The sequence below is a fragment of the Brevibacterium sp. OS20 genome, assembly GCF_056837565.1.
The window spans coordinates 1,584,754-1,604,459 of the sequence record NZ_CM166367.1 but is presented as its reverse complement, the minus strand read 5'-3'; the positions used below and the strand labels follow the sequence as shown (position 1 = coordinate 1,604,459).

Below are 19,706 nucleotides of genomic sequence, written 5' to 3'. Positions count from 1 at the left end.
CTAATTCCGAGAAACGGAAGCAGAGAACCGGCTGCCGTCGATCCGGTTTCAGGAGTGAGCGTTGACGAAGTCCGTGACCCGGCGGGTGAGCGCGTCCACCTGCGCCGAATCGGCGGCTTCGACGTTGAGTCGGACGAGGGGTTCGGTATTGGACTTGCGCAGGTTCACCCACCAGTCCGCACCCTGCAGGCCGATTCCGTCGAGGTCGTCGACGGTGTTCTCTGGGAAGTCTCCGGCATGGGCGGCGAATTCGGCGAGCACAGCGTCGGGGTCGGCGACGGTGAAGTTGATCTCCCCCGACTGCACGAACCGGTCATAGTCGGCGACCAGACGGGAGGCGGGGGCGCGTGATTCTGCGAGAGCGGCGATGAGGTGACAGGCGGCGAGCATTCCCGAGTCCGCCCCGAAGAACTCGTCGAAGTAGAAGTGCGCGGAGTGTTCGCAGGCGAAGACGGCTCCGGTTTCGCGCATGAGCGTCTTGATTCCCGAATGGCCGACCTTCGACCGCAGTGCGTGTCCCCCGGCGGCGGTGATCGTCTCGGCCACGCTGCGGGAGGTGATGAGGTTGTGGATGACGGTGGGTCGGTCGTCGCCGAGTGCCCGGGCCCGTGCGATCTCGCGTTCGGCGACGAGTGCGCCGACGGCCGAGGCCGACATCGTCGCGCCTGTCTCGTCGATGAAGAAGCAGCGGTCGGCGTCCCCGTCGAAGACGAGCCCGAGATCGGCGCCGTTGTCGACGACAGCGCGTGCCGCGTCGACGAGGTTCTCGGGTTTGAGCGGGTTCGCCTCGTGGTTGGGGAACGTCCCATCGAGTTCGGTGAAGAGGCCGATGACGTCGAAGGGCACCGAGGCGGCTCCCGCATCCGTGCCGAAGACCTCCCCGAGGAGGCGCCCGGCCATGCCGTTTCCGGCGTCGAGCACGATCGACAGTCCCGTGACCTCATCGACGTGGGTGAGCTCGCGGATCCGTGCCGCGTACTGCTCCCGCATCCGGGATGCGGCAGTCTCATCTTCGGCGATGGTCCGACCGTCGGTCTGCGGTGCGGTGATCGCGAGTTCTCTGACTCGCGAGAGCCCGGAGGCCAGGCTGACTCCGGCGGCGCGAGGTCCGCAGATCTTGATCCCGTTGTAGTCGGCGGGATTGTGGCTGGCCGTGATCATGGCGCCGGGCAGTTCGAAGATGCCCGAGGCGAAGTAGAGCTGATCGGTCGAGCACAGCCCCAGCAGGACGGCCGTCGAGCCGGCAGCCTCGACTCCCGTGGCGAAGGAGTGGGCGAATCCGGGAGAGCTCGGTCGCATATCGTGGCCGATGACCACCTCGGTGGCGGTGTGGATCTCTGCCATGGCTCGGGCCGTCGCCCAGCCGAGGGCGAACAGGATGTCGTCGTCGAGCTGGTCGGGAATGCGACCGCGGATGTCGTAGGCTCCGACGGCGGCGTCGAGGGCAGCCGTCCGGGCTCGTCCGAGTTCGGAGTCGGTCGGGATCTGCTGGGCGGGTTCGATTCGGGTCGAGTCCGGCTCGCGGTGGCTCATGAGTCGCCGATGATGCGCAGGTGACCGTGTCGACGTCCCGAAGCGGCCGGATCGTCGGCCGGTCCCGGTGCGTTCCGGGCCGGGGTCTGATCGGCGCGATCGGCGGCCTCGCGGACGGCGTCGGCGATCGCCAGCAGGTCGTCATGGCTGCGTTCGGGCGGGGCCTGCCCGGAGTCGATCCGGATGAGCTGCCAATCCACGGGCGGGGTCAGCTTCGCCGCATGTTCGGCGCACAGGTCATGAGCGCCCGGTTCGGCGCGCCTGCCCAGAGGTCCGATGACGACGGTCGCATCGGCGTGCACGTACGTCATGGTGGCGGCGGCGGGGCGCGAACAGCTGACTTTTGAACACATTCTCACGGCTGACACAATCCCACACTCTACACGCCGCATCCCGCCGATTCGCTCAGGCACGGCGGCACCGCACGTAGAATGAAGTGCTATGAGACCAAGGCGACATCGCGACCGACATGGGCGGGGTCTGCGGTCTCCGCTGCACCGGGCCGAGGTGCCCGCGCGGCTGAGTCGGGCGGAGAGTTTTGCGAAGGTCGCGGCCGCCGAGTTCGCCCGCATGCGCAGGCACGAGCCCGTCCTCCTCGCCGAGGTGGTGCTGGCGGTCGATTCCGTCCCACCGGCGAGCTCGACCGAACCGAGCTTCGGCCGTGTGTTCCCGGCGGCCGGGGACCGTCCCACCCATATCGTCCTCTATCGGCGGGTGATCGAAGATCATGCCGGCAGTGACGTCCGGGATGCGCTCATCGCCGAGGTGGTGGCGGACCAGGTCGATATCCTCCGTCGCACCTGAGATCCGCAGTCACCGCAGGCTCCTGGTTCGTGAGACCTCAGCCGAGCCGGATATCCCGGTAGGCCACACCTGCTGGAGCGGGCGCCGGGACGACCGTGGAGATTCCGTCCTCGGTGGTCACGACGAGGGTCGCATGCACCCCATCGGCCTGTGAGCCCGAGGCTTGGGATCCTTTGAGGACGAGTGCGCGCACCGACTCCTCGGAGACGTCGCTCGGATTGAGCACGGTGGTTCCCGTCGGGTTGAGGTCGATCGATTGAGGATCGGTCAGCGTTCCGTCGTCGAGCATTCCCTGCACCTGCACATGTCCCTGACCGGGCGAGAGGTTCAGGGAGGACTCACCGGTGCGAGGAAGCGCCAGAATCTGGGTCTCGGCGAGGGAGTCGGTCGCCGGGATGCTGCCGAAGTCGGCGGCACCCTTCTCACCGTCCTTGCCGATGAAGGCTCCGGCCTGGACGCGCTGAGAGGATTCGACGACGACGCTCGTGGCGTCGAGATCCCCGAGATCGGCCTCGGCGACACCGCGGCCGACAACGGTCATCGAGGAACGGGGAATGTCGATCTCTCCGTCCGGCCCGTACGCCTTCAGGGATACCTCGGCGAGGTCACTGCTCGGGTTCGCGACCCGGACTCGCACATCCTTGCCGCTGAGCCCGGTGAGCACCTGCTGGCGATCGGCCCCTGCCCCACCGGCCGCGAGGTCGATGCCCTGCGGTTTGAGTCCGTCGAGGACGGTCTCCTGGACGGAACCGGCCAGGACTCCGCCGTCGACGGTGACGTCGACGGCAAGGGCCTCTGCCCCTCCAGCCAGCCCGCCCAGCGGGACGGCACGCTGCTGACCGGCCTTGATGCTGAGTTCGGTCGGTTCGGCGGATTCGCCGCCCGGGGTCATGAGCGCAACCTTCGCCTGGACGGGAACGTCTCCAGGATTGCTCAGCAGCAGCTGCGAGTTCGAGCCGGTGGCTCCGGATCCGGCGACGATCCGGAAGCTGCTCGATGCCTGGGCGCAGGTGAGGGTGGCGAGGCCCGTGAGGTCACCGGAGCTGCCTTCGACGGTTTCGAGGCCGGTTGTCAGGGCTGGAGCCCCGGGGCGGGCGAAACCGGTGACGAGCTTCGTCGAGTCGATGCTGTCGTCTCCGGAGACGAAGCCCTGGCCGGAGGGATTGTCGAAGTCGATCGAACCGCCGAGATCGGCGACCTGGAGACGGGCCGAGGAGGTCGATCCGTCTGCGGCTCCGATCGGTGCGGAGGCGGAGACGACACGGGTCGAGACCTTCGAGTCGTCGACGAATTCGGCATCGGTGCCTTCGGCTTCTCCGGCAGTGAGCAGGGGGCCGGGACAGACGACGCGGGTGTCCGCGGTGGGCATGCGCACCTGTTCCGGACTGCGGTCCAGCGTGCCGGGCGTCAGCGGGGTGAGGAACGAGGTCATGGCCACGAGCACCCCGGGCACGGCGATGCCCGTGAAGGTGACGATGCTTCGCTGGTGCTTCATGCCTGCTGCTCCTCACGACCGGTCTTCCGCGTCACGTTCCCCGCCCGGCCGAAGGGGATGGCGACGATGAGGCTGAGCAGTCCGAGCACCCATCCGACGATGACGCCGATCGGGTAGAGGGGTGAGTTCAGCGAGATCTCGACCGTTCCCCCGGCTGCGGGGAGGTCGAATTCGCTTGCCCACGCCTCTTCTCCGGGCTTCGGCTGCGGCAGCGGCTCACCGTCGATGCTCGCGGTGATGCCGTGCGCTGCATCGGCGATGGTCAAAGTGCGCCCCTCCTGACCGGCCGGCACCGTCGCGGTGGTGCCTTTCATCGCCGCCGTTGACACCTTCCCTTCGGCGTCGCGGATGAGGAAACGGCCGCTGTAGGGTTTGTCGACGCGCCACAGCTGTCCGGACGAGGTGGGTCCGACCGGCAGGAGGCCCTCGGAGACGGATACCGAGTTGGTCAGGCTGCCGGCATCGGGGCCGACGAGGACGAAATCGACGCCGAGTTCGCCGAGGATGCTGCCGAGGTCTCCGGCGTCATCGGCCGAGAGCGCGGACGCGGCCTGAGCCACGAGCACCTGGTCGGAGGTGATCGGCAGCGGGCGGCGCTGCCACGGCCACCCTCCGACGGTTTCCGCCGAGGTCACCGTCGATGTGCCCAGCACCGTGCCGTCGGCGGAGGCGATGAGGGTGGCCAGAACCTCTCCGTCGACATTGTCCAGGCGGAGAGTGCGCGCTTGGGTCTCCCCCGCTGCGCGGTCAGCGGCCAGTGCGGGGACGTTGCTGTCGGAGGTCGCTGTGACCGCTTCGGGCGAGGACGTGGCCCGTCCTGCACCGATGGCGATGAGCCCGATGGCCGCTACGGTCACGAGCCCGACAAGGCCGCGCATCGGCAGCCGGCCGGATGCCGCGGAGACTCCCTTGGCCGCACTCTTCGCAGAGGACGAACCGGTGTCTCGGCCGCGCCCGGAGCGGCGACCGACGGTGCGGTCGGCGCCGAGGGACAGCAGCAGGATCGACCCCAGGCTGACCAGGGTCAGTCCCGCTGCGGGGTATGAGGCGATGAGGTGGAACGGTCCCGTTTCCGCGGGCAGATGCACCTGGATCGCGGCGAGGATGAGACCGCCGACGTAGAGTCCGACCGCCCAGGTCAGGCGAGAGAGTTCGAGCCGGGCTTCGATGAGGGTGAAGAAGGCCAGGATGAGCATCGGCAGCATCAGGACCGGCGCCCAGAGTTCGAGGGCGCCGGCAGAGACCCCGCCGAAGCCGAGATCGGAGATCAGCTTCGTCAGCCAGGACATGTCGAGCGGAGCAGGGAACCCGACGGCAAGCAGATAAGTCGGCACGGACTCGGTGGCCGTGGTCTGTCCGGGCATCGTGAGAAGAGTTCCCGGCTCGCGGACGACGGCCCACAGCCACGGCCAGCCCAGGAACACGGTCGGGGCGAGCAGCCACAGATGGCGCAGGCCGCGTCCTGCCACGAGAAGCACCGCGGTGCCGAGGACCGTGACCAATAGGAGCAGTGGAATGCCCGCGGTGATGACGAACAGCAGCAGGCCGGTTCCCGCTGCCGCGGCGATCGATCCGTTCCTCAGGCTGCGGCGCAGAGTCAGCACCGCCAGCGGGGCACAGATCCAGACGAGGATCACGCCGAGGCGACCGTCCGACAGTGCGGCCGTGAACAGCGGAGACGCGATCCACAGCAGGGCGGCGAAGCCGCGCACCCATCGCCGTGCCAGTACGCTCCCCGCTCCCGCGTAGGCGGTGATGGCGGCCAGGATCGGCGCGGCCAACAGCAGGGAGCGGACCATGACATCGACATGGCCGAAGAAGAGGAGGGAGAGCACACCGAGGACAAGGTGGTAGGGGTCGGCCGGCACCGCCGCACCGGTCGAGACGTCGAGGTGACGTCCGAGGAGACGGTCGACGATCTCGCCGAAGCCGATGTCGGTCGAACCCAGGGCGCCGCCGTTGAGGTGGCCGGGACCGAAGAGTCGGAAGCTGATGACCCCGCTCATCACCACGGCGGCGAGGATCACATAGGTCAGGGGTGCACGCAGCAGACTGGAACCGCCGGAGATCTCCAGTCGGGAGAAGGAGTCGATGGCCTCTTCGGTGTCGCCGACCGGGTTGAGTTCGGCATCGGCGTCGGGGCCGCCGGTGGGAACCTCCGCCGGACGAGAGTCATCGCTCTCACCGCTCATCGTCCGGCGTTGAACGGCGAGTTCTTCGTCATCGGCGTAGAGCGCGGCGACATGTCCGGTGTTCGATCGTCTGGCCACACGGTTGCGACGGGCGTTGGCACGTCTCAGCGGGGCGGTGGTCGACACATCTGCGGGAAGGCCGATGAGCGCACCGAGGTGCCACCCGGCAGGACGGAAGTTATTCGACAGCAGCCCGCCGATGACTCGGCCGAGGTGGCCGAGAGCAAGGAGACAGAACAGCGAGACCAGCCCCTGACCGGCGAGGCTGAGACGGTAGCGCTGCTCCGTCCGGATCTGGGACTTCGACCTCGGCGGGTGGGGCGAGGAGCCGAGCCGGGCAGCGGACGCAGCGGAGATCTCCATCCGCGCTCGCGGGGCCAGCAGCACGCGGGCGCCGAGGTCGCGCAGACGACGGGAGTATTCGAGACCGGAATAGGCGGGACCGAGCACACGGGAGGGTGCCCCGATGCGCTCGAGTTCGGTGGTGGCCATGAGCAGGCCCGGCAGGTCGAGACCCAGAGTTTCGATCTGACTGTCGCGCTGGCCCTGGTCGATCTCCCCGGAGCCGACGGGGTTGAAACGCTCCCCCGCCGAGGTGGTGCTCACTCCGGCGGAGACGATGCGGCCGGAGCAGATGAGCTTCGGTCCGACGGCGGCGATGGATTCCGTCTCCCCGATGGCGTCGAGCAGCTCATCGAGGCAGTCTGGTTCGGGACGGGAGTCAGGGGTGAGGAACCACAGGAAATCCGACTCCGCGATCTCCGGCATCTCACCGGCTTCGCGGACCGTCCGCCCCCCGAGATCCACCACGGGGATCTCGGGGTAGTGCGGACGAAGAGCTGTTTCGAGCTCGACCTTGCTGGCATCGTCGCCGGAGACGACGACGATGGTGACGGCTTGACTCACACGACCTTTTTCTTGAGCCGGCGGCGTTCGCGTTCGGACATTCCGCCCCAGATGCCGAAGCGCTCATCGTTGGCGAGAGCATATTCGAGGCATTCGGAACGGACGTCGCAGGAGGCGCAGACCCGCTTGGCTTCACGAGTCGATCCGCCCTTCTCCGGGAAGAACGCCTCGGGGTCGGTCTGAGCGCAGAGGGCCTGGTCCTGCCAGGACAGTTCACCGTCGTCTGCGGCTCCCAGCAGCAGGGACAGCGGAGAGACGGCGGAATTGTCCGGCGGCAGCGGCGTCAGATCACTCGGATCGACGGCCAGCGGATCCGGCAGCGTCTCGGGTGTACGTGCTCCCGGTTCGATGAACCAGTCTTCGGCACGGCGGGAGGTGACTCCCGGTGCGGCGGTGAAGTCTTCTCTCTCCCGCCATTCTCTCTGTGCACTTTGCACGGTTTTCCCCTTTCTCACGCTCGAGCAGGTCCAGTACCGTGACTGAGGCGATCAGTCCGATGTACGGTCGAATCCTGAAGGATCCCTGCTCGGCGCGTTCCCCTTAGGTATAAATTACACGCGTGTCATTACCGCCCCGTCAAGCCCTTATGGAGTATCGAGACACCCCATGAGACGCTATTCGAACATGCGTTCACATGCACACGCGCCCAGAACCCCATATATAGGTCACGGCCCGGTCATAGGGCACAACCTGTGGGATTCGCCTGAGCAAACCTGGAGAATTTAGAAAGTGGGCACCCACAATGGGATTATGGAGAGATGAGAGTGGAATCACCGGTGGCCTGGCATGAATGACCGTCTGCTCACCGTCTACGCGCCTCCCGTCGAGGAAGAGATCGCGTCGGGCTCCGACCTCTCCGCGATCCTCATCAACGCCCTCCGGCGCAACCGCATCGACCTCAAGGACGGCGATATCCTCGTCGTCGCCTCGAAAGTCGTCTCCAAGGCCGAGGGACGCCTGCGTACGGTCTCAGATCGTGCCGAGTTCGAAGAACTCGTCGCGGAGACGGGCACCCACTTGGTCGCTGAACGCTCCTATCGCTCCGGCACCACCGTGCAGATCGTGCGCACCCCGGCGGGCACCGTTCAGGCAGCAGCGGGTCTCGACCAGTCGAACTCCGGCGGTGCCGTCATCCTCCATCCACTCGACAGCGACCGGTCCGCCGACGGCCTGCGCCGACGGGTCGAGCAGGCCTTCGAGGTGCGTATCGGTCTGGTCATCTCGGATACGAGTTCACGGCCGTGGCGGGTCGGGGTCGGCGATATCGCCATCGGCCTGTCCGGCTTCTCCGGTCTCGACGACCAGCGCGGTCGCCCCGACGACGACGGGCGCGTCCAGACCGTGACGGTACGCGCGATCGCCGATGAGATCGCAGCGGCCGCGGACTTGGTCAAGGGCTCCTCCCGCGGACTGCCCATGGCGTTGGTCCGCGGAGCCGGCGGATACCTCGACAACGGCCGCGAAGGTGCCCGTGCACTCTCCCGCGACCTCGGCGAGGACTGGTTCCGACACGGCCATGTCGAAGCCATTCAGCGCGGCCTGGGAGTCACCGACCTGCCCGGCAGCGCCCCTGCCGGCGACAACAGCGACGACATCCTCGAAAGGGTGTCTCGAGCGATCCGCGTCGTCCGCGCCGGGCAGTCGCGGACTCCCGGCCATGCAGCCTGGCGGATGCGGATCGAGGGGTCGGGATCGCGGATCTCGCTCAGCCCCTCTGACTCACCGGCGACCGCCCAATCGGGCGGCCCGCCCCTGCTCGAGGCGATGGTCGGGCTCGGATCTCTCGTCGAACGCCTCCATACAGCCCTCTTCGCCGAGGATCTCAGCGCCTCCACGCGCTATCACTGGGTCGATGGTGAGCTCGGGGCCTTCCCCCGCGGGGTGACGATCGACATCGGCCTCATCGTTCACTGATCCTCCCGACAGACTGCATTCGGAACACAATCATGGAAGCGGATATGGATCTCTCAGTCATCGCGCGCACCGGCGGGCCCGTCCTCATCTGGCGCGGGCCCGATTTCGATCGACTCGACCTCACCGGCCCGGTCGTCTCGAACTGGGTGAATAAGGGAGTCGGCCTCTTCGGCGACTACGACCTCGGACCGGACTTCACTCTCTTCGCTCCTCTGCCGGAGGGGCTGCACTGGCGCGAACTCGTCGCTGTCCTCAGTGTCCTGCTGGCAGGGGGCCGCGTCGTCATCGCGCACGAGGCACCGGACGAGGACTTCATGGCCTTCGTCCCCTTCGGCCACGAGGATGATGACCAGGTGGCCGACGCCGACGAGGTCTTCGTCTTCAATCCCCCGGCCCTGGCGCTGAGCACCCCGGTCGATACCGACTTCATCGACGTCAATTCCGCCATCCGCGCCTACCCCGATGTCACAGCGCGTCGCCTCGACGCTTCGGGAATCCTTGAAGTGGACGGTCAGATCATCGACTGGACGAGTTCCGAATCGACCGACGCTGCCCGCCCGCAGGGACTGCTCGCCTCGAACTCGACCCCGCTGCCGAGCGAGTGGCCGCGCTTTCTGCAGCACCTCCTCGGCGGTGGTGAGGTCCTGCTCACCAGCAGAGTCGACGATGCTCGCATCACGGACCTGGCCGCCGGGCTGGGAGTGGTCCATGGCACACTGGGCACATGGACAAAGTAGTTGATACCCCCGCAGCAGCGGTGGCCGACATTGCAGATGGATCATCGATCGCCGTGGGCGGCTTCGGTGTCGTGGGCGTGCCCGAATTCCTCATTCGGGCCCTCCAAGACCAGGGAGCCAAAGACCTCGAGGTGATCTCCAACAACGCCGGCGTCGACGGCCGCGGACTGGGCATTCTGCTCGCCGACGGACGACTCCGCCGCATCATCGCCTCGTATGTCGGCGAGAACAAGGAATTCGCCCGTCAGTACCTCTCCGGTGAACTCGAGGTCGAACTCACCCCGCAGGGCACCCTGGCGGAGAAGCTGCGTGCAGGAGGAGCCGGCATCCCCGGTTTCTACACCATCACCGGCGCCGGGACGCAGGTCGCCGAGGGCGGCATGCCCTGGAAGTACGACTCTGACGGCAACGTCGTCAAGGAATCTCCGGCCAAGGAGACGAAGGTCTTCGACACCTTCGGAGAAGAGAAGGAATACGTCCTCGAGAAGTCCCTGGCTCCCGACTACGCACTTGTGCGTGCCGCGATCGGTGACCGGCACGGCAACCTCGTCTTCCACTCCTCGGCGCGGAACTTCAATCCCCCGGCCGCACAGTCGGCTCGCATCACCATCGCCGAGGTCGAAAAGCTCGTCGAACCCGGCGAGATCGATCCGGACATGGTCCACGTGCCAGGCGTCTTCGTCCACCGCGTGGTGCCGCTGACGCCCGAACAGGTGGCGGACAAGCCCATCGAGAAGCGCACCGTACGAGAAGCCTGAGGAGACACAGAAATGTCATTGACACGCAATCAGATGGCGGCCCGTGCCGCCCAGGAACTCGAAGACGGCAGCTACGTCAACCTCGGCATCGGCATGCCGACCCTGGTGCCCAACTTTCTGCCCGAGGGTGTCCACCTCGTGCTCCAGTCGGAGAACGGCCTGCTCGGCGTCGGCCCGTACCCGACCGAGGATGAGATCGACCCCGACCTCATCAACGCGGGCAAAGAGATCGTCACGATGAACCCGGGCGCCGCGTACTTCGACTCTGCGGCGAGCTTCGGGATGATCCGCGGCGGCAAGATCAACGCCGCGATCCTCGGCGCCATGCAGGTAGCCACGAACGGAGACATCGCGAACTGGATGATCCCGGGCAAGATGGTCAAGGGCATGGGCGGCGCGATGGACCTCGTGCACGGTGCCCAGCGCGTCATCGTCATCATGGACCACGTCGCCAAGGACGGTTCGCACAAGCTGTTGAAGTCGTGCGAGCTGCCGCTGACAGGAAAGGGCGTCGTCGAGCGCATCATCACCGATATCGCCGTCCTCGACGTCAGCGGTGACACGTTCACCCTCGTCGAACTCGCCCCGGGCGTGACCGTCGACGAAGTCAAGGAGAAGACAGGCGCCGAGGTGATCGTCCCCGAGGACGTCCCCACCATCGAGGTCGCCGCCTGAGTTCCGAGTGACCGGCCCAGGCCTCACGCGTGCAGTGGCCGAACGAGGACACTTGGTGATCGAACAGTGGTCACGTTCGGATGCTCTCTCTGATCGCTCAGAAGTATCCGAACGTGACCACTATTCTGTGTTCTGCTGCCAGCGCACCGCAGTCTTGACCACCCACGCGCTGGCGTCGACCGCCGCCGAACACCGGATTCGTCCGTCAGGACCGTCGGACGTTGCTCGACACCGTAGGAAACGCAGATTGTTGGGTCGATCCACGGTGATTACGTTGAAGAAATCACAGCGGATCGACCCAACAATTCTGCAGGGGCCCTGCACACCGGTTCGCAGGGGCGAGTAAGCATTCGCTGGGGCGAGTTGAGCAGACGAGCTCAGCCGCCGGTGGTGGCGGACAGCGCGCGCTCAGCGGCCGGCAGCACCGGAATTCAGTCCGGTGGTCGCTACGAACACATCGCCGTGGCCATCGGCCGTCACCGTCGGTTCGTTGGCCGCGATGAAGGCGCTCTGCCCACGTTCGAGGGTGAGCGTCGAGCCGAGCGAGCTGAGTGTGACAGTTCCCGCGGTGCACAGCACGATCGCCGCACCGCGCCGTTCCACCGTCGTCGTGCGCGGGCACCGCAGTGCCTGCAGAGCGAAGTCATCGGTGGGTCCCAGCAGCATTCCCGAGTGATCGGGTTCGACCATCCGGGGTGCACCGGCGTGGAAGTCCGTGATCTTCGACAGCTGTTCGATGTCGACGTGCTTCGAGGTCAGCCCGCCGCGCACGACGTTGTCGCTCGAGGCCATGATCTCGATGCCTGTGCCGAAGAGGTAGGCATGCAGCACTCCGGCGTCCATGGTCAGCGCTTCTCCCGGCTGCAGGTGAACTCGGTTGAGCATGAGTCCGACCAGCGCGCCAGGGTCATGGGGATAGTCGGTGACCAGCTCGCAGAATGTCTGCGCCGGGTCGACCGCGCTGCCTGACCGGCTGATGTGTCCGACCGGCAGTTCGTCGATCCCGTGGGCGGCGACCTCGTCGACGAGCCCGGGCGTCCGCGGATCGCTGAGGATGATTTCAACGGCGCGTGACAGCGCCTTGGATTCGCTGAAAGACTTCAGCGCTGCGATGATCGCTCCGAGCACGTCCAAGGACGGCGGAGTCAGCGGCTGGGAGAGCATCCGTTCGAACGTGGCTCGCACGGCCTTGCGCGGGCGGAACCCTGTGAGCGCGTGGAAGTCGGTGAGCGCGTAGATGAGCTCCGGTTTCGCCGAGGCGTCCTTGAAGTTCCGGTCGGGAGCGTCCAGCGCCGGTCCGGCCGCTTCCTCGGCGGCGAATCCGGCCCGGGCCTGTTCGCGATTCGGGTGCACCTGGATCGACAGGGCCTTGCTCGCCGAGAGCACCTTGAGCAGGAACGGCAGTCGCGCTCCGAAGGACTCGAGGGAGTCGTGGCCGAGCAGACCTTCAGGGTCCCCCGCCAGGTACTCGATGAGGTTGGGTCCGAGCCGAGGCTCGGCCTCCGTCGCCACGCCGCCCGTCGGCTGCTGCCCGCCGAGGCGGTTCTGCCGTTCCAGCGGAGCCTGGGACGGCGTGTGCCCGACGTCGAGTCGAGAGGGGCTGACCGGGTGGGCTCCGAGCCAGAGTTCCGCGCAGGGGGTGCCGTCCGGGACTGTGCCGAGGATCGCGGGAATCGCGTCGGTGCTGCCCCATTCGAACTTCTTGACCGTATTGTGCAGACGATGCACTGCGGGCCCCCTTTTGACAGGATCGATTTGGATTCACATCCGGTGATTTCCGGTTGTGCTCAGTCCAGCCTAGCCCCGCTGTCGTGGCCGGGGTCGGCACTTCACTGACTGTTCAGCCGAAGTCACAATCTATTCACCGCTTGTCACCTGCGCAGATACATATCGACCGGTCACTGCCGCAACCGGAATCGTCCGGGAAACCAGACAGTGCCCCGAGGGAGATCCACAATGGGTTCGTCCTCGGGGCACTGTCCGGCAGGCGCTGCACGCCCTGTCCTCGATGCCTGGTGTCAGCCGACTACGCGGATGACCTTGGCTCCACGGTTCAGCATCCAGCTGTAGCTGCGCTTCGTGGTGTTCGTCCGCGTCGAGCCGGCATCGTACATCTGGCCCTTGGTCTCGGAGATGATTCCGATATGACCGGGGATCCAGATCAGGTCGCCGGCCTTGGCGTCCTTGAGCGAGATCTCCTTGCCGGCGTAACGCTGCTGACTGGTTGTGCGCGGCAGCTTGATGCCGTTCTTGCCATAGACGTACTGGGTGTAACCCGAGCAGTCCCAACCGGACTTCGGCGAGGTCCCGCCCCAGACGTACTTGACGCCGAGGTTGGCCTTCGCATCCTTGATGATGGACGCACGCTGGGCCGCGATCTTCTCGGCCTTGGACGGCTTGTCCTTCTTCTTGTCGTCGTCCTTCTTCTTGTCGTCCTTGGACTTGTCGTCCTTGGACTTGTCGTCCTTCTTGGAATCATCCTTGGACTTATCGTCCTTCTTGGAATCATCCTTGGACTTATCGTCCTTCTTGGAATCATCCTTGGACTTATCGTCCTTCGAGTCCTTGTCGTCTGCAGAACCTTCCCCGGAGTCTGCAGGCGACTTGTCATCGGTGGAATCGTCTCCCGGCGGCGTCGCGCCGCCCGGAGCATTGTCGTCGCTGACTCCGCCGGCGATCGAACCCTTGGGAGAGAACTCGGTGGTTCCGTAGCCTTCGGCCCAGACCAGACGTGCGCCTTCGAAGAGCTGCTCACCGCGGCCCTTCTTGTAGACCACGTCCGACTTGGGGTAACCGAGGTGACCCTTGACGGTCCCCTTGTCACCCCAGTACTTCATGATGGTGCCGGAGGTGTAGTGGGCGCCGGTGTTCTTCGACCAGTAGAACGAGCCCTTTTCGAAGCGCTGTGCGACGCCCCCGCCCTTGAGGCCGCCCTTCTCCGCAGAGGTGGGCAGCCCCAAGTCGGTGACTGCATTGCCCTTGTACGCCGAAGCGATCGCTCCGGACAGGTGGTAGGCACCGGTCTTCTTGGACCAGTAGACAGTGCCCTTCTCGAACTTCTGTGCCTTGGCGCCAGAAACGCCCTTGACGTCGTATTCCTTGCCGAGAGCCTTGCCGAGCTTGTTCTTCTCGGCGTACTTCTCGATCGAGGTCTTCGCCTTCGGCTTCTCGGTCTTCTTGTCGTCGTCCTTGGACTTGTCGTCGTCCTTGCTGTCGCTGGGCTGTTCGCCGGTCTTCAGGATCGAATTGACCGTCGAACGCATCTCACCCAGCTTGGCGTAGAAGGCGTCACCCGGGCAGTCGGTCTGCCCCAGATCGCGGTGGCCGACCAGGTTCGACTTCGTCGCTTTGGAGATTCCGTTGATCGAGAACTTCCAGGCGATCGCCGAGGCGACGGCATCGCGTGTCTTCTTCGGCGGGGCCGCGCTGTTGTAGGTACCCAGCACGGAGATGCCGAAGGTTCCGGTGTTGTGTCCGGCGACGTGAGCGCCGATGACGGCCTTCGAAACGTCACCGCCGCGAGCGTGCCAGAGGCGGCCGTACTTGTCTGCGACGACGTTGTATCCGATGTCGTTCCAGCCGCGGCCCTGCTGGTGGTAGGCCTGGATACCGCGGATGATTCCGGGAACATCGGCAGCCGAGTAGCTGTTCGAACCGGAGGTGTGGTGAACGACGGCCTGCTTGATGCCGCTGGCGTAATCGGGGCTGCCGCGGTAGGCCTTGGCACCCCACGAGCTGCGCGAGCCGATCTTCGGCTTCGACACCTTCTTCGCCACGGTGTCCACCGTCGACGATCCGGGTACGTAGTTCTGGTTGGTCACCGTCGCGCCGGCGGCCGCATCGACGTTCTCTGCGGATGCCGCCTCGGCGTCGGTCGAGTCCTCGGTCGACTGCTCCGGCGCGGTTTCAGCACCGGCAGAGTCGCCGCTGACCTGATCGTCGAGCTCGACGGGATCGTTCTCGGCGACGGCCTGAGCGTCGCCGGCGTCCCGCTTCGGATCGACGAGGACGAGTTCGGCCTCGCTCGGCGCGGAGTCACCGAGGATGCGCATCTGCACAGCGGAAGCGTTCGACACCGTCATCGGCTCCGAACCCTTGTTCTGGGCTTCTTCCTGCTGCTCTTCGTCCAGGGTGTCCCAATTGCCCCATTCCGAACCCTGCTTGGTGCGGACCTGAATGCGGATATTGGACTTCGACTCGGAGAAGGTGAAGCCGACAAGGCTCGGGTTGTTCGCGGGAACGTCGAGGACATCGGAGATGAGCGCGATGTTCACTCCGTCTTCGGTCTTCTGACGGACCGAACCGGAGATGTCGTCTTCGCCCTCGGCCTTCGACTCGTCGGACGAATCCTTCGCGTCCTCGTCCTCGGACTTCGGGGTCTCGGTCTCTGCGCCCTCGGCAGGAGCCTGCTCGGTCTCGGACGGCGCCGATCCCTCGGACGGCGCGGCGTCGTCGCCCCCGGAGGTCAGTCCGGCGGAGACGTTGTTGACCGAAGCCGCAGATGCCGACGCCGAAGCGTTGACGATATCGGGCACCTTGGCCGAGGCCAGTGCAGTCTGCGACTTGAAGATATTCGGCAGATTGCTCGTGGCGCTCTGGTTGGCGGCAGTGGCGGTGGAATCACTGGAATCGCGGGCACCGGGGACGTTGAGTCCCTCTTTGCTGACGTTCAGCGCCTCTTTGGACACATCAGGCGTCGTCGTGGCTGCGGAAGCCGACGGTGCCGTGACCGCTAAGGTGCCGACCAGCGCAATAGAAGCGCAGCCCGCAACAGTGGGCAATAGATATTTCATCGTTACAGCCTTTTCGAGGAAGACAGGGAAGTTCAGGCCTCGAGGTCCCCTTCACCGTTGGCAGAACGGTGGGCAACCCCAACATCTCAAAATTGTTACACATTTTCGGCGTGTCAGACTAGCCACAGAGCAGAATATTCTAATTACACGAGTGTGGTTCCCAGTATTGACAAGGGACACACCGAGCAAAAGATTTTCCCGGAATCGTCATGGGATCGACCGATTCGGTCATTGGTCTCATCACGACCGACCTCACAGCAGCGCCTCACGGCACGTAGCAGATCGCCTTTGCGTCGGCTTCTTCGCCGTTGTCAGCAGAGGTGTCGCCGGCACCCTGTGCCAGCAGCTGCGGCCCTGAACCGGGGTTCGGATCGAGTCCCGCATCGACTCCGGCAGCGGCTGACAGGTCGCTTCCGGGAACCGAGAACGCGCCTTTGTCCTCTTCGGAGGACTTCGACGACTCCTCGATCTTATCGGCTACCAGCTGATGTGCCACATCGAAGTCGGGCTGTGACGGAGTGATACGCGGCGGGGTGAGGTCGACGGATTCGATCTTCTGCGACTTCACCTTGAGCGCGAGGTCGACGAACGAGTCCACCTGAGACGAGGGGATATCCGTCGACACGGCCCCCGGAGTGGCTTTCGCAATCGACTGGTAGCGGGTGAGCACGGTGGCCGGGTCGAGCTGTTTGACCATCGCCGTCTGCACGCAGCGCTGGCGGACCATCCGCTCGTAGTCGCTGGAGAACTCTCGGGAGCGGGCGAACCACAGCGCATGGAAGCCGTCGAGCTTCTGTTTGCCCGGTTCGATCCATCCCTTGACCGGCCCATGCTCGCCCGTGGTCGGATCGACCTTCGACGAAATCGGCACTCGCTTGCCGGAGACGAGGGTGATTCCGCCGAGGGAGTCGATGAGGTTCTCGAATCCCTTGAGGTTGATCATCGCGTAGTACTGGACCTCGAGTCCGGTGGCACCCGAGACCGCATCCATCGTCGCCTGCTCGCCGGCAGTCTTCGGGTCCTCGAACTCATCCTTGTGCTGTTCGCCCTGCTGGAAGACGGCATTGAGCAGACATTCGTCCCCGCAGTTGTATCCCTGCGGGTAGTGCTTGTGCAACGGCGAGTCGTCCGGGAACGGCACGTTCTCCATATTGCGAGGCAGGCCGATGATGACGGTTTTGCCGGTCTTCGCATCGATCGAGACCAGCGACAGCGAGTCCGGTCGGATTCCTGTCCGCCCTTTTCCGGCGTCCGAACCCAGCAGCAGGATGTTGTATCGGCCGTCGACGGGTTTGAGTGCCTTGCCCGAGGCGAACAGGTCGCTCATCAGTCCGCGCTGCGAGTTGAGAATCGTCGTCCCCCAAGCCAAGGGGCCCACGACGATGAGCAGGAGGGCACAGAAGGCCGCCACGAAGCGTTTGCGGGCCCTTCGGGAGATCGTGACGATCCGGATGCGCCGCAGGGTGTCGAACAGGCACACCGCCCAGTTGATCGCGATGACGGGCACCCAGATGGTCAGAAAGGTGAGGATGAAGGGGTTCGTGCCGATGGTGAAGAGGAACGTCCGGCTGATGAGGACGATCACACCGGCGATCAGAGCAAGGATCCAGCTGATGGCGGTGATCGACAGAGAGATCTTCGCCCAGCGGCGGTGGCCGAAGAGCAGCTGCACTCCCCCGGGCACGAGAGCCGTGACGAGCAGCAGAAGCCACGCCCGCACATCACGCGTCGGCTGCGAAGCATACGACGGGTGGCGGATCGGGTCCACATATCTCGTCTCAGCCACTGACTTCCCTTCGCTTCAGGCTCTGCTCACGGACTGCTTCCGGCATCGACATCCGCGGGTGGCCACACAGGCCGTATCGCCCCATCGGGTGTCCACAGCAGACAACTGTGCCAAAGACACTTCAGAGTCCACTGTGTTCACCTATTGTGTCGCGTGAGAACCATCGATTCCGGCACATCCGCGCCGCGCATGTCGGATTCGTCGCGTGTGCGATTCTTCACAGACAGAAGAACGGGCGCCGCAGACTCCCGTCTGGGGAATCCGCGGCACCCGTTCGATACAGACCGGACGGCACCGTGCAGCCTTGACCAGGTGCGGCCTGCCGCAGAGCGTCCGAACCCGGTTCAGGCGAGGAGTTTGCGTCCCATCACCATCCGCTGGATCTGATTGGTGCCTTCGTAGATCTGCGTGATCTTCGCATCGCGCATCATCCGCTCGACCGGGTGGTCCACGACGTAGCCGGCACCGCCGAGCAGCTGCACGGCGTCAGTGGTGATCTCCATCGCAGCATCGGAGGCGAAGGCCTTCGCCGCGGCGCCGAAGTACGTGAGGTCCTCATCGCCGCGTTCGCTCTTGGCGGCAGCGGTGTAGGTCAGCTGGCGTGCCGCCTCGAGCTTCATGCCCATATCGGCGAGCATGAACTGGATCGCCTGATTATCGGCGATCGACTTGCCGAACTGCTGCCGATCCTTGACGTAGGCCAGGGCGTAGTCGAGCGCGCCCTGGGCGACGCCGACGGCCTGCGCGGCGATCGTGACTCGAGTGTGGTCGAGGGTGCGCAGGGCGATCTTCAGGCCTTCCCCGGGCTCACCGACGATGCGGTCGCCGGGCAGGCGGACATTGTCGAAGAGGAGCTCGCGGGTGGGCGAGCCCTTGATGCCGAGCTTGCGCTCCTTCTCACCGAAGGTGAAGCCCTCATCGGACTTCTCGACGACGAAGGCGGAGATGTTGCGTCCGCGGGCTCCGTCGGGGTCGGTCACGGCCATGACCGTGTAGTACTCGGATTCTCCGGCGTTGGTGATCCAGGTCTTGACACCATTGAGGATCCAGTCGTCGCCGTCGCGTTCGGCGCGGGTCTTCATCGATGCGGTGTCGGATCCGGCTTCGCGCTCGGACAGTCCGTAGGAGAATCCTGCTTCTCCGGCGGCCACGGACGGGAAGTACTTCTTCTTGATCTCTTCGCTGCCTCCGAGCTGGACGGGCATGCTGCCGAGCTTGTTCACAGCCGGAATGAGCGAGGACGAGACGCAGCCGCGTGCGACCTCTTCGATGATGATCGCCACGGCCAGCGCATCAGCGCCCATGCCCCCGTACTCTTCGGGGATGTGCGCGGCGAAGAAATCCGTCTCGACGAGGGCGTCGTGCGCCTCCTGCGGGTAGCGGGAGTCCGCATCGACCTCGGCCGCGAACGGCGCGATCTTCTTCTCGACGACATTGCGGACCGCGGCGCGGATCTCTTCGTGCTCTTCGCTGGGCTGGTACAGGTCGAACATCATTCTCCTCAGACTTATCAAACGTTCAGCAAGCCCTATTATTCCTGCAGCGCCCGGCCTTTGTCGAGAGCGACCTGCCGCAGCTGGCTCCGATAGTCGTCGAGACGCGTGCGCACAGCCTCAGCTTCGGCGCCCTGACCGGCCCCGAGGATGCGCGCCGCCAGCAGGCCGGCGTTCTTGGCGCCGCCGATCGAAACGGTGGCCACGGGAACTCCTCCGGGCATCTGCACGATGGACAGCAGCGAGTCCATTCCGTCGAGGTACTTCAGGGGCACGGGGACTCCGATGACCGGAAGCGAGGTCATCGACGCGATCATTCCGGGCAGATGGGCCGCTCCCCCGGCTCCGGCGATGATCACCCGGACGCCTCGCGCAGCCGCGGACTTCGCCCAGTCGACCATGTCCTCGGGCATGCGGTGGGCGGAGACCACCTCGGCGCTCGATTCGATGCCGAGTTCGTCGAGGGCGTCGGCGGCTGCTTTCATCGTCGGCCAGTCCGAGTCCGAGCCCATGACGATGCCGACCGGAGCCGCCGTGTCAGTGGAGTCTTCATTCGCTGTGGTCATCTGTGCTTCCTTCGTTGCAGGCGGCTGATATCCGCGTATCGGTGCCGGGTGGGT

General features: G+C 65.4%; 15 protein-coding genes. 5 read left to right on the top strand and 10 right to left on the bottom strand.

The window, feature by feature from the left end; translation table 11 throughout:
- Positions 1-48: 48 nt before the first annotated feature.
- The gene (locus tag ACVZTU_RS07005; RefSeq protein ID WP_482401637.1) at positions 49-1,533 is read right to left on the bottom strand and encodes a phosphohexomutase domain-containing protein; all 1,485 of its coding nucleotides are present in this window, start codon (positions 1,531-1,533) and stop codon (positions 49-51) included.
- Positions 1,530-1,886, bottom strand: coding sequence for a DUF3499 domain-containing protein (locus ACVZTU_RS07000; RefSeq protein ID WP_216656773.1), 357 nt, complete (start codon positions 1,884-1,886; stop codon positions 1,530-1,532). Before ACVZTU_RS07000 ends, ACVZTU_RS07005 begins: the two co-directional genes overlap by 4 nt.
- 88 nt (positions 1,887-1,974) lie before the next feature.
- Here ACVZTU_RS07000 and ACVZTU_RS06995 point away from each other — a divergent pair, with 88 nt between their 5' ends.
- Complete coding sequence (locus ACVZTU_RS06995; protein WP_259356622.1) at positions 1,975-2,337, top strand: metallopeptidase family protein; 363 nt, start codon at positions 1,975-1,977, stop codon at positions 2,335-2,337.
- A gap of 37 nt (positions 2,338-2,374) precedes the next feature.
- Here ACVZTU_RS06995 and ACVZTU_RS06990 read toward each other — a convergent pair whose 3' ends face one another.
- From ACVZTU_RS06990 to ACVZTU_RS06980, 3 genes are read right to left on the bottom strand one after another with little or no spacing between them, the layout of a single operon-like run.
- The gene (locus ACVZTU_RS06990; protein ID WP_482401636.1) at positions 2,375-3,832 is read right to left on the bottom strand and encodes a DUF5719 family protein; all 1,458 of its coding nucleotides are present in this window, start codon (positions 3,830-3,832) and stop codon (positions 2,375-2,377) included.
- Positions 3,829-6,930, bottom strand: a complete 3,102-nt coding sequence (locus tag ACVZTU_RS06985) for a glycosyltransferase family protein (protein WP_482401635.1) — start codon at positions 6,928-6,930, stop codon at positions 3,829-3,831. The genes ACVZTU_RS06990 and ACVZTU_RS06985 overlap by 4 nt, the downstream gene beginning before the upstream one ends.
- Entirely contained in the window at positions 6,927-7,367 is a 441-nt protein-coding gene (locus ACVZTU_RS06980; protein WP_276330045.1) for a WhiB family transcriptional regulator, read from the bottom strand. The genes ACVZTU_RS06985 and ACVZTU_RS06980 overlap by 4 nt, the downstream gene beginning before the upstream one ends.
- Before the next feature lie 349 nt (positions 7,368-7,716).
- Here ACVZTU_RS06980 and ACVZTU_RS06975 point away from each other — a divergent pair, with 349 nt between their 5' ends.
- The 4 genes from ACVZTU_RS06975 to ACVZTU_RS06960 are packed head-to-tail and all read left to right on the top strand — an operon-like array spanning position 7,717 to position 11,014.
- Positions 7,717-8,844, top strand: coding sequence for a coenzyme F420-0:L-glutamate ligase (locus ACVZTU_RS06975; protein ID WP_139907465.1), 1,128 nt, complete (start codon positions 7,717-7,719; stop codon positions 8,842-8,844).
- Positions 8,845-8,888: 44 nt separating this feature from the next.
- Entirely contained in the window at positions 8,889-9,581 is a 693-nt protein-coding gene (locus tag ACVZTU_RS06970; RefSeq protein ID WP_139907464.1) for a hypothetical protein, read from the top strand.
- A complete protein-coding gene (locus ACVZTU_RS06965; RefSeq protein ID WP_039212669.1) occupies positions 9,569-10,339 on the top strand; it encodes a CoA transferase subunit A in 771 nt (256 codons plus the stop codon). The genes ACVZTU_RS06970 and ACVZTU_RS06965 overlap by 13 nt, the downstream gene beginning before the upstream one ends.
- Positions 10,340-10,351: 12 nt before the next feature.
- Complete coding sequence (locus tag ACVZTU_RS06960; protein WP_446655755.1) at positions 10,352-11,014, top strand: 3-oxoacid CoA-transferase subunit B; 663 nt, start codon at positions 10,352-10,354, stop codon at positions 11,012-11,014.
- 408 nt (positions 11,015-11,422) lie between these two features.
- Here the strand turns inward: ACVZTU_RS06960 and manA are convergent, their stop codons facing one another.
- The 5 genes from manA to purE form a co-directional block, all read right to left on the bottom strand.
- Positions 11,423-12,742, bottom strand: a complete 1,320-nt coding sequence (gene manA / locus ACVZTU_RS06955; protein WP_139907462.1) for a mannose-6-phosphate isomerase, class I — start codon at positions 12,740-12,742, stop codon at positions 11,423-11,425.
- A gap of 290 nt (positions 12,743-13,032) precedes the next feature.
- Positions 13,033-15,807: an NlpC/P60 family protein gene (locus ACVZTU_RS06950; protein ID WP_482401634.1), complete on the bottom strand. Its 2,775-nt coding sequence runs from the start codon at positions 15,805-15,807 to the stop codon at positions 13,033-13,035.
- Positions 15,808-16,072: 265 nt separating this feature from the next.
- A complete protein-coding gene (locus ACVZTU_RS06945) occupies positions 16,073-17,593 on the bottom strand; it encodes an LCP family protein (RefSeq protein ID WP_139470271.1) in 1,521 nt (506 codons plus the stop codon).
- 344 nt (positions 17,594-17,937) lie between these two features.
- Positions 17,938-19,086, bottom strand: a complete 1,149-nt coding sequence (locus ACVZTU_RS06940; protein ID WP_139470308.1) for an acyl-CoA dehydrogenase family protein — start codon at positions 19,084-19,086, stop codon at positions 17,938-17,940.
- Between the two features lie 38 nt (positions 19,087-19,124).
- On the bottom strand, positions 19,125-19,652 hold the full coding sequence (gene purE / locus ACVZTU_RS06935) for a 5-(carboxyamino)imidazole ribonucleotide mutase (protein WP_139470269.1): 528 nt from the start codon (positions 19,650-19,652) through the stop codon (positions 19,125-19,127).
- Positions 19,653-19,706 lie beyond the last annotated feature (54 nt).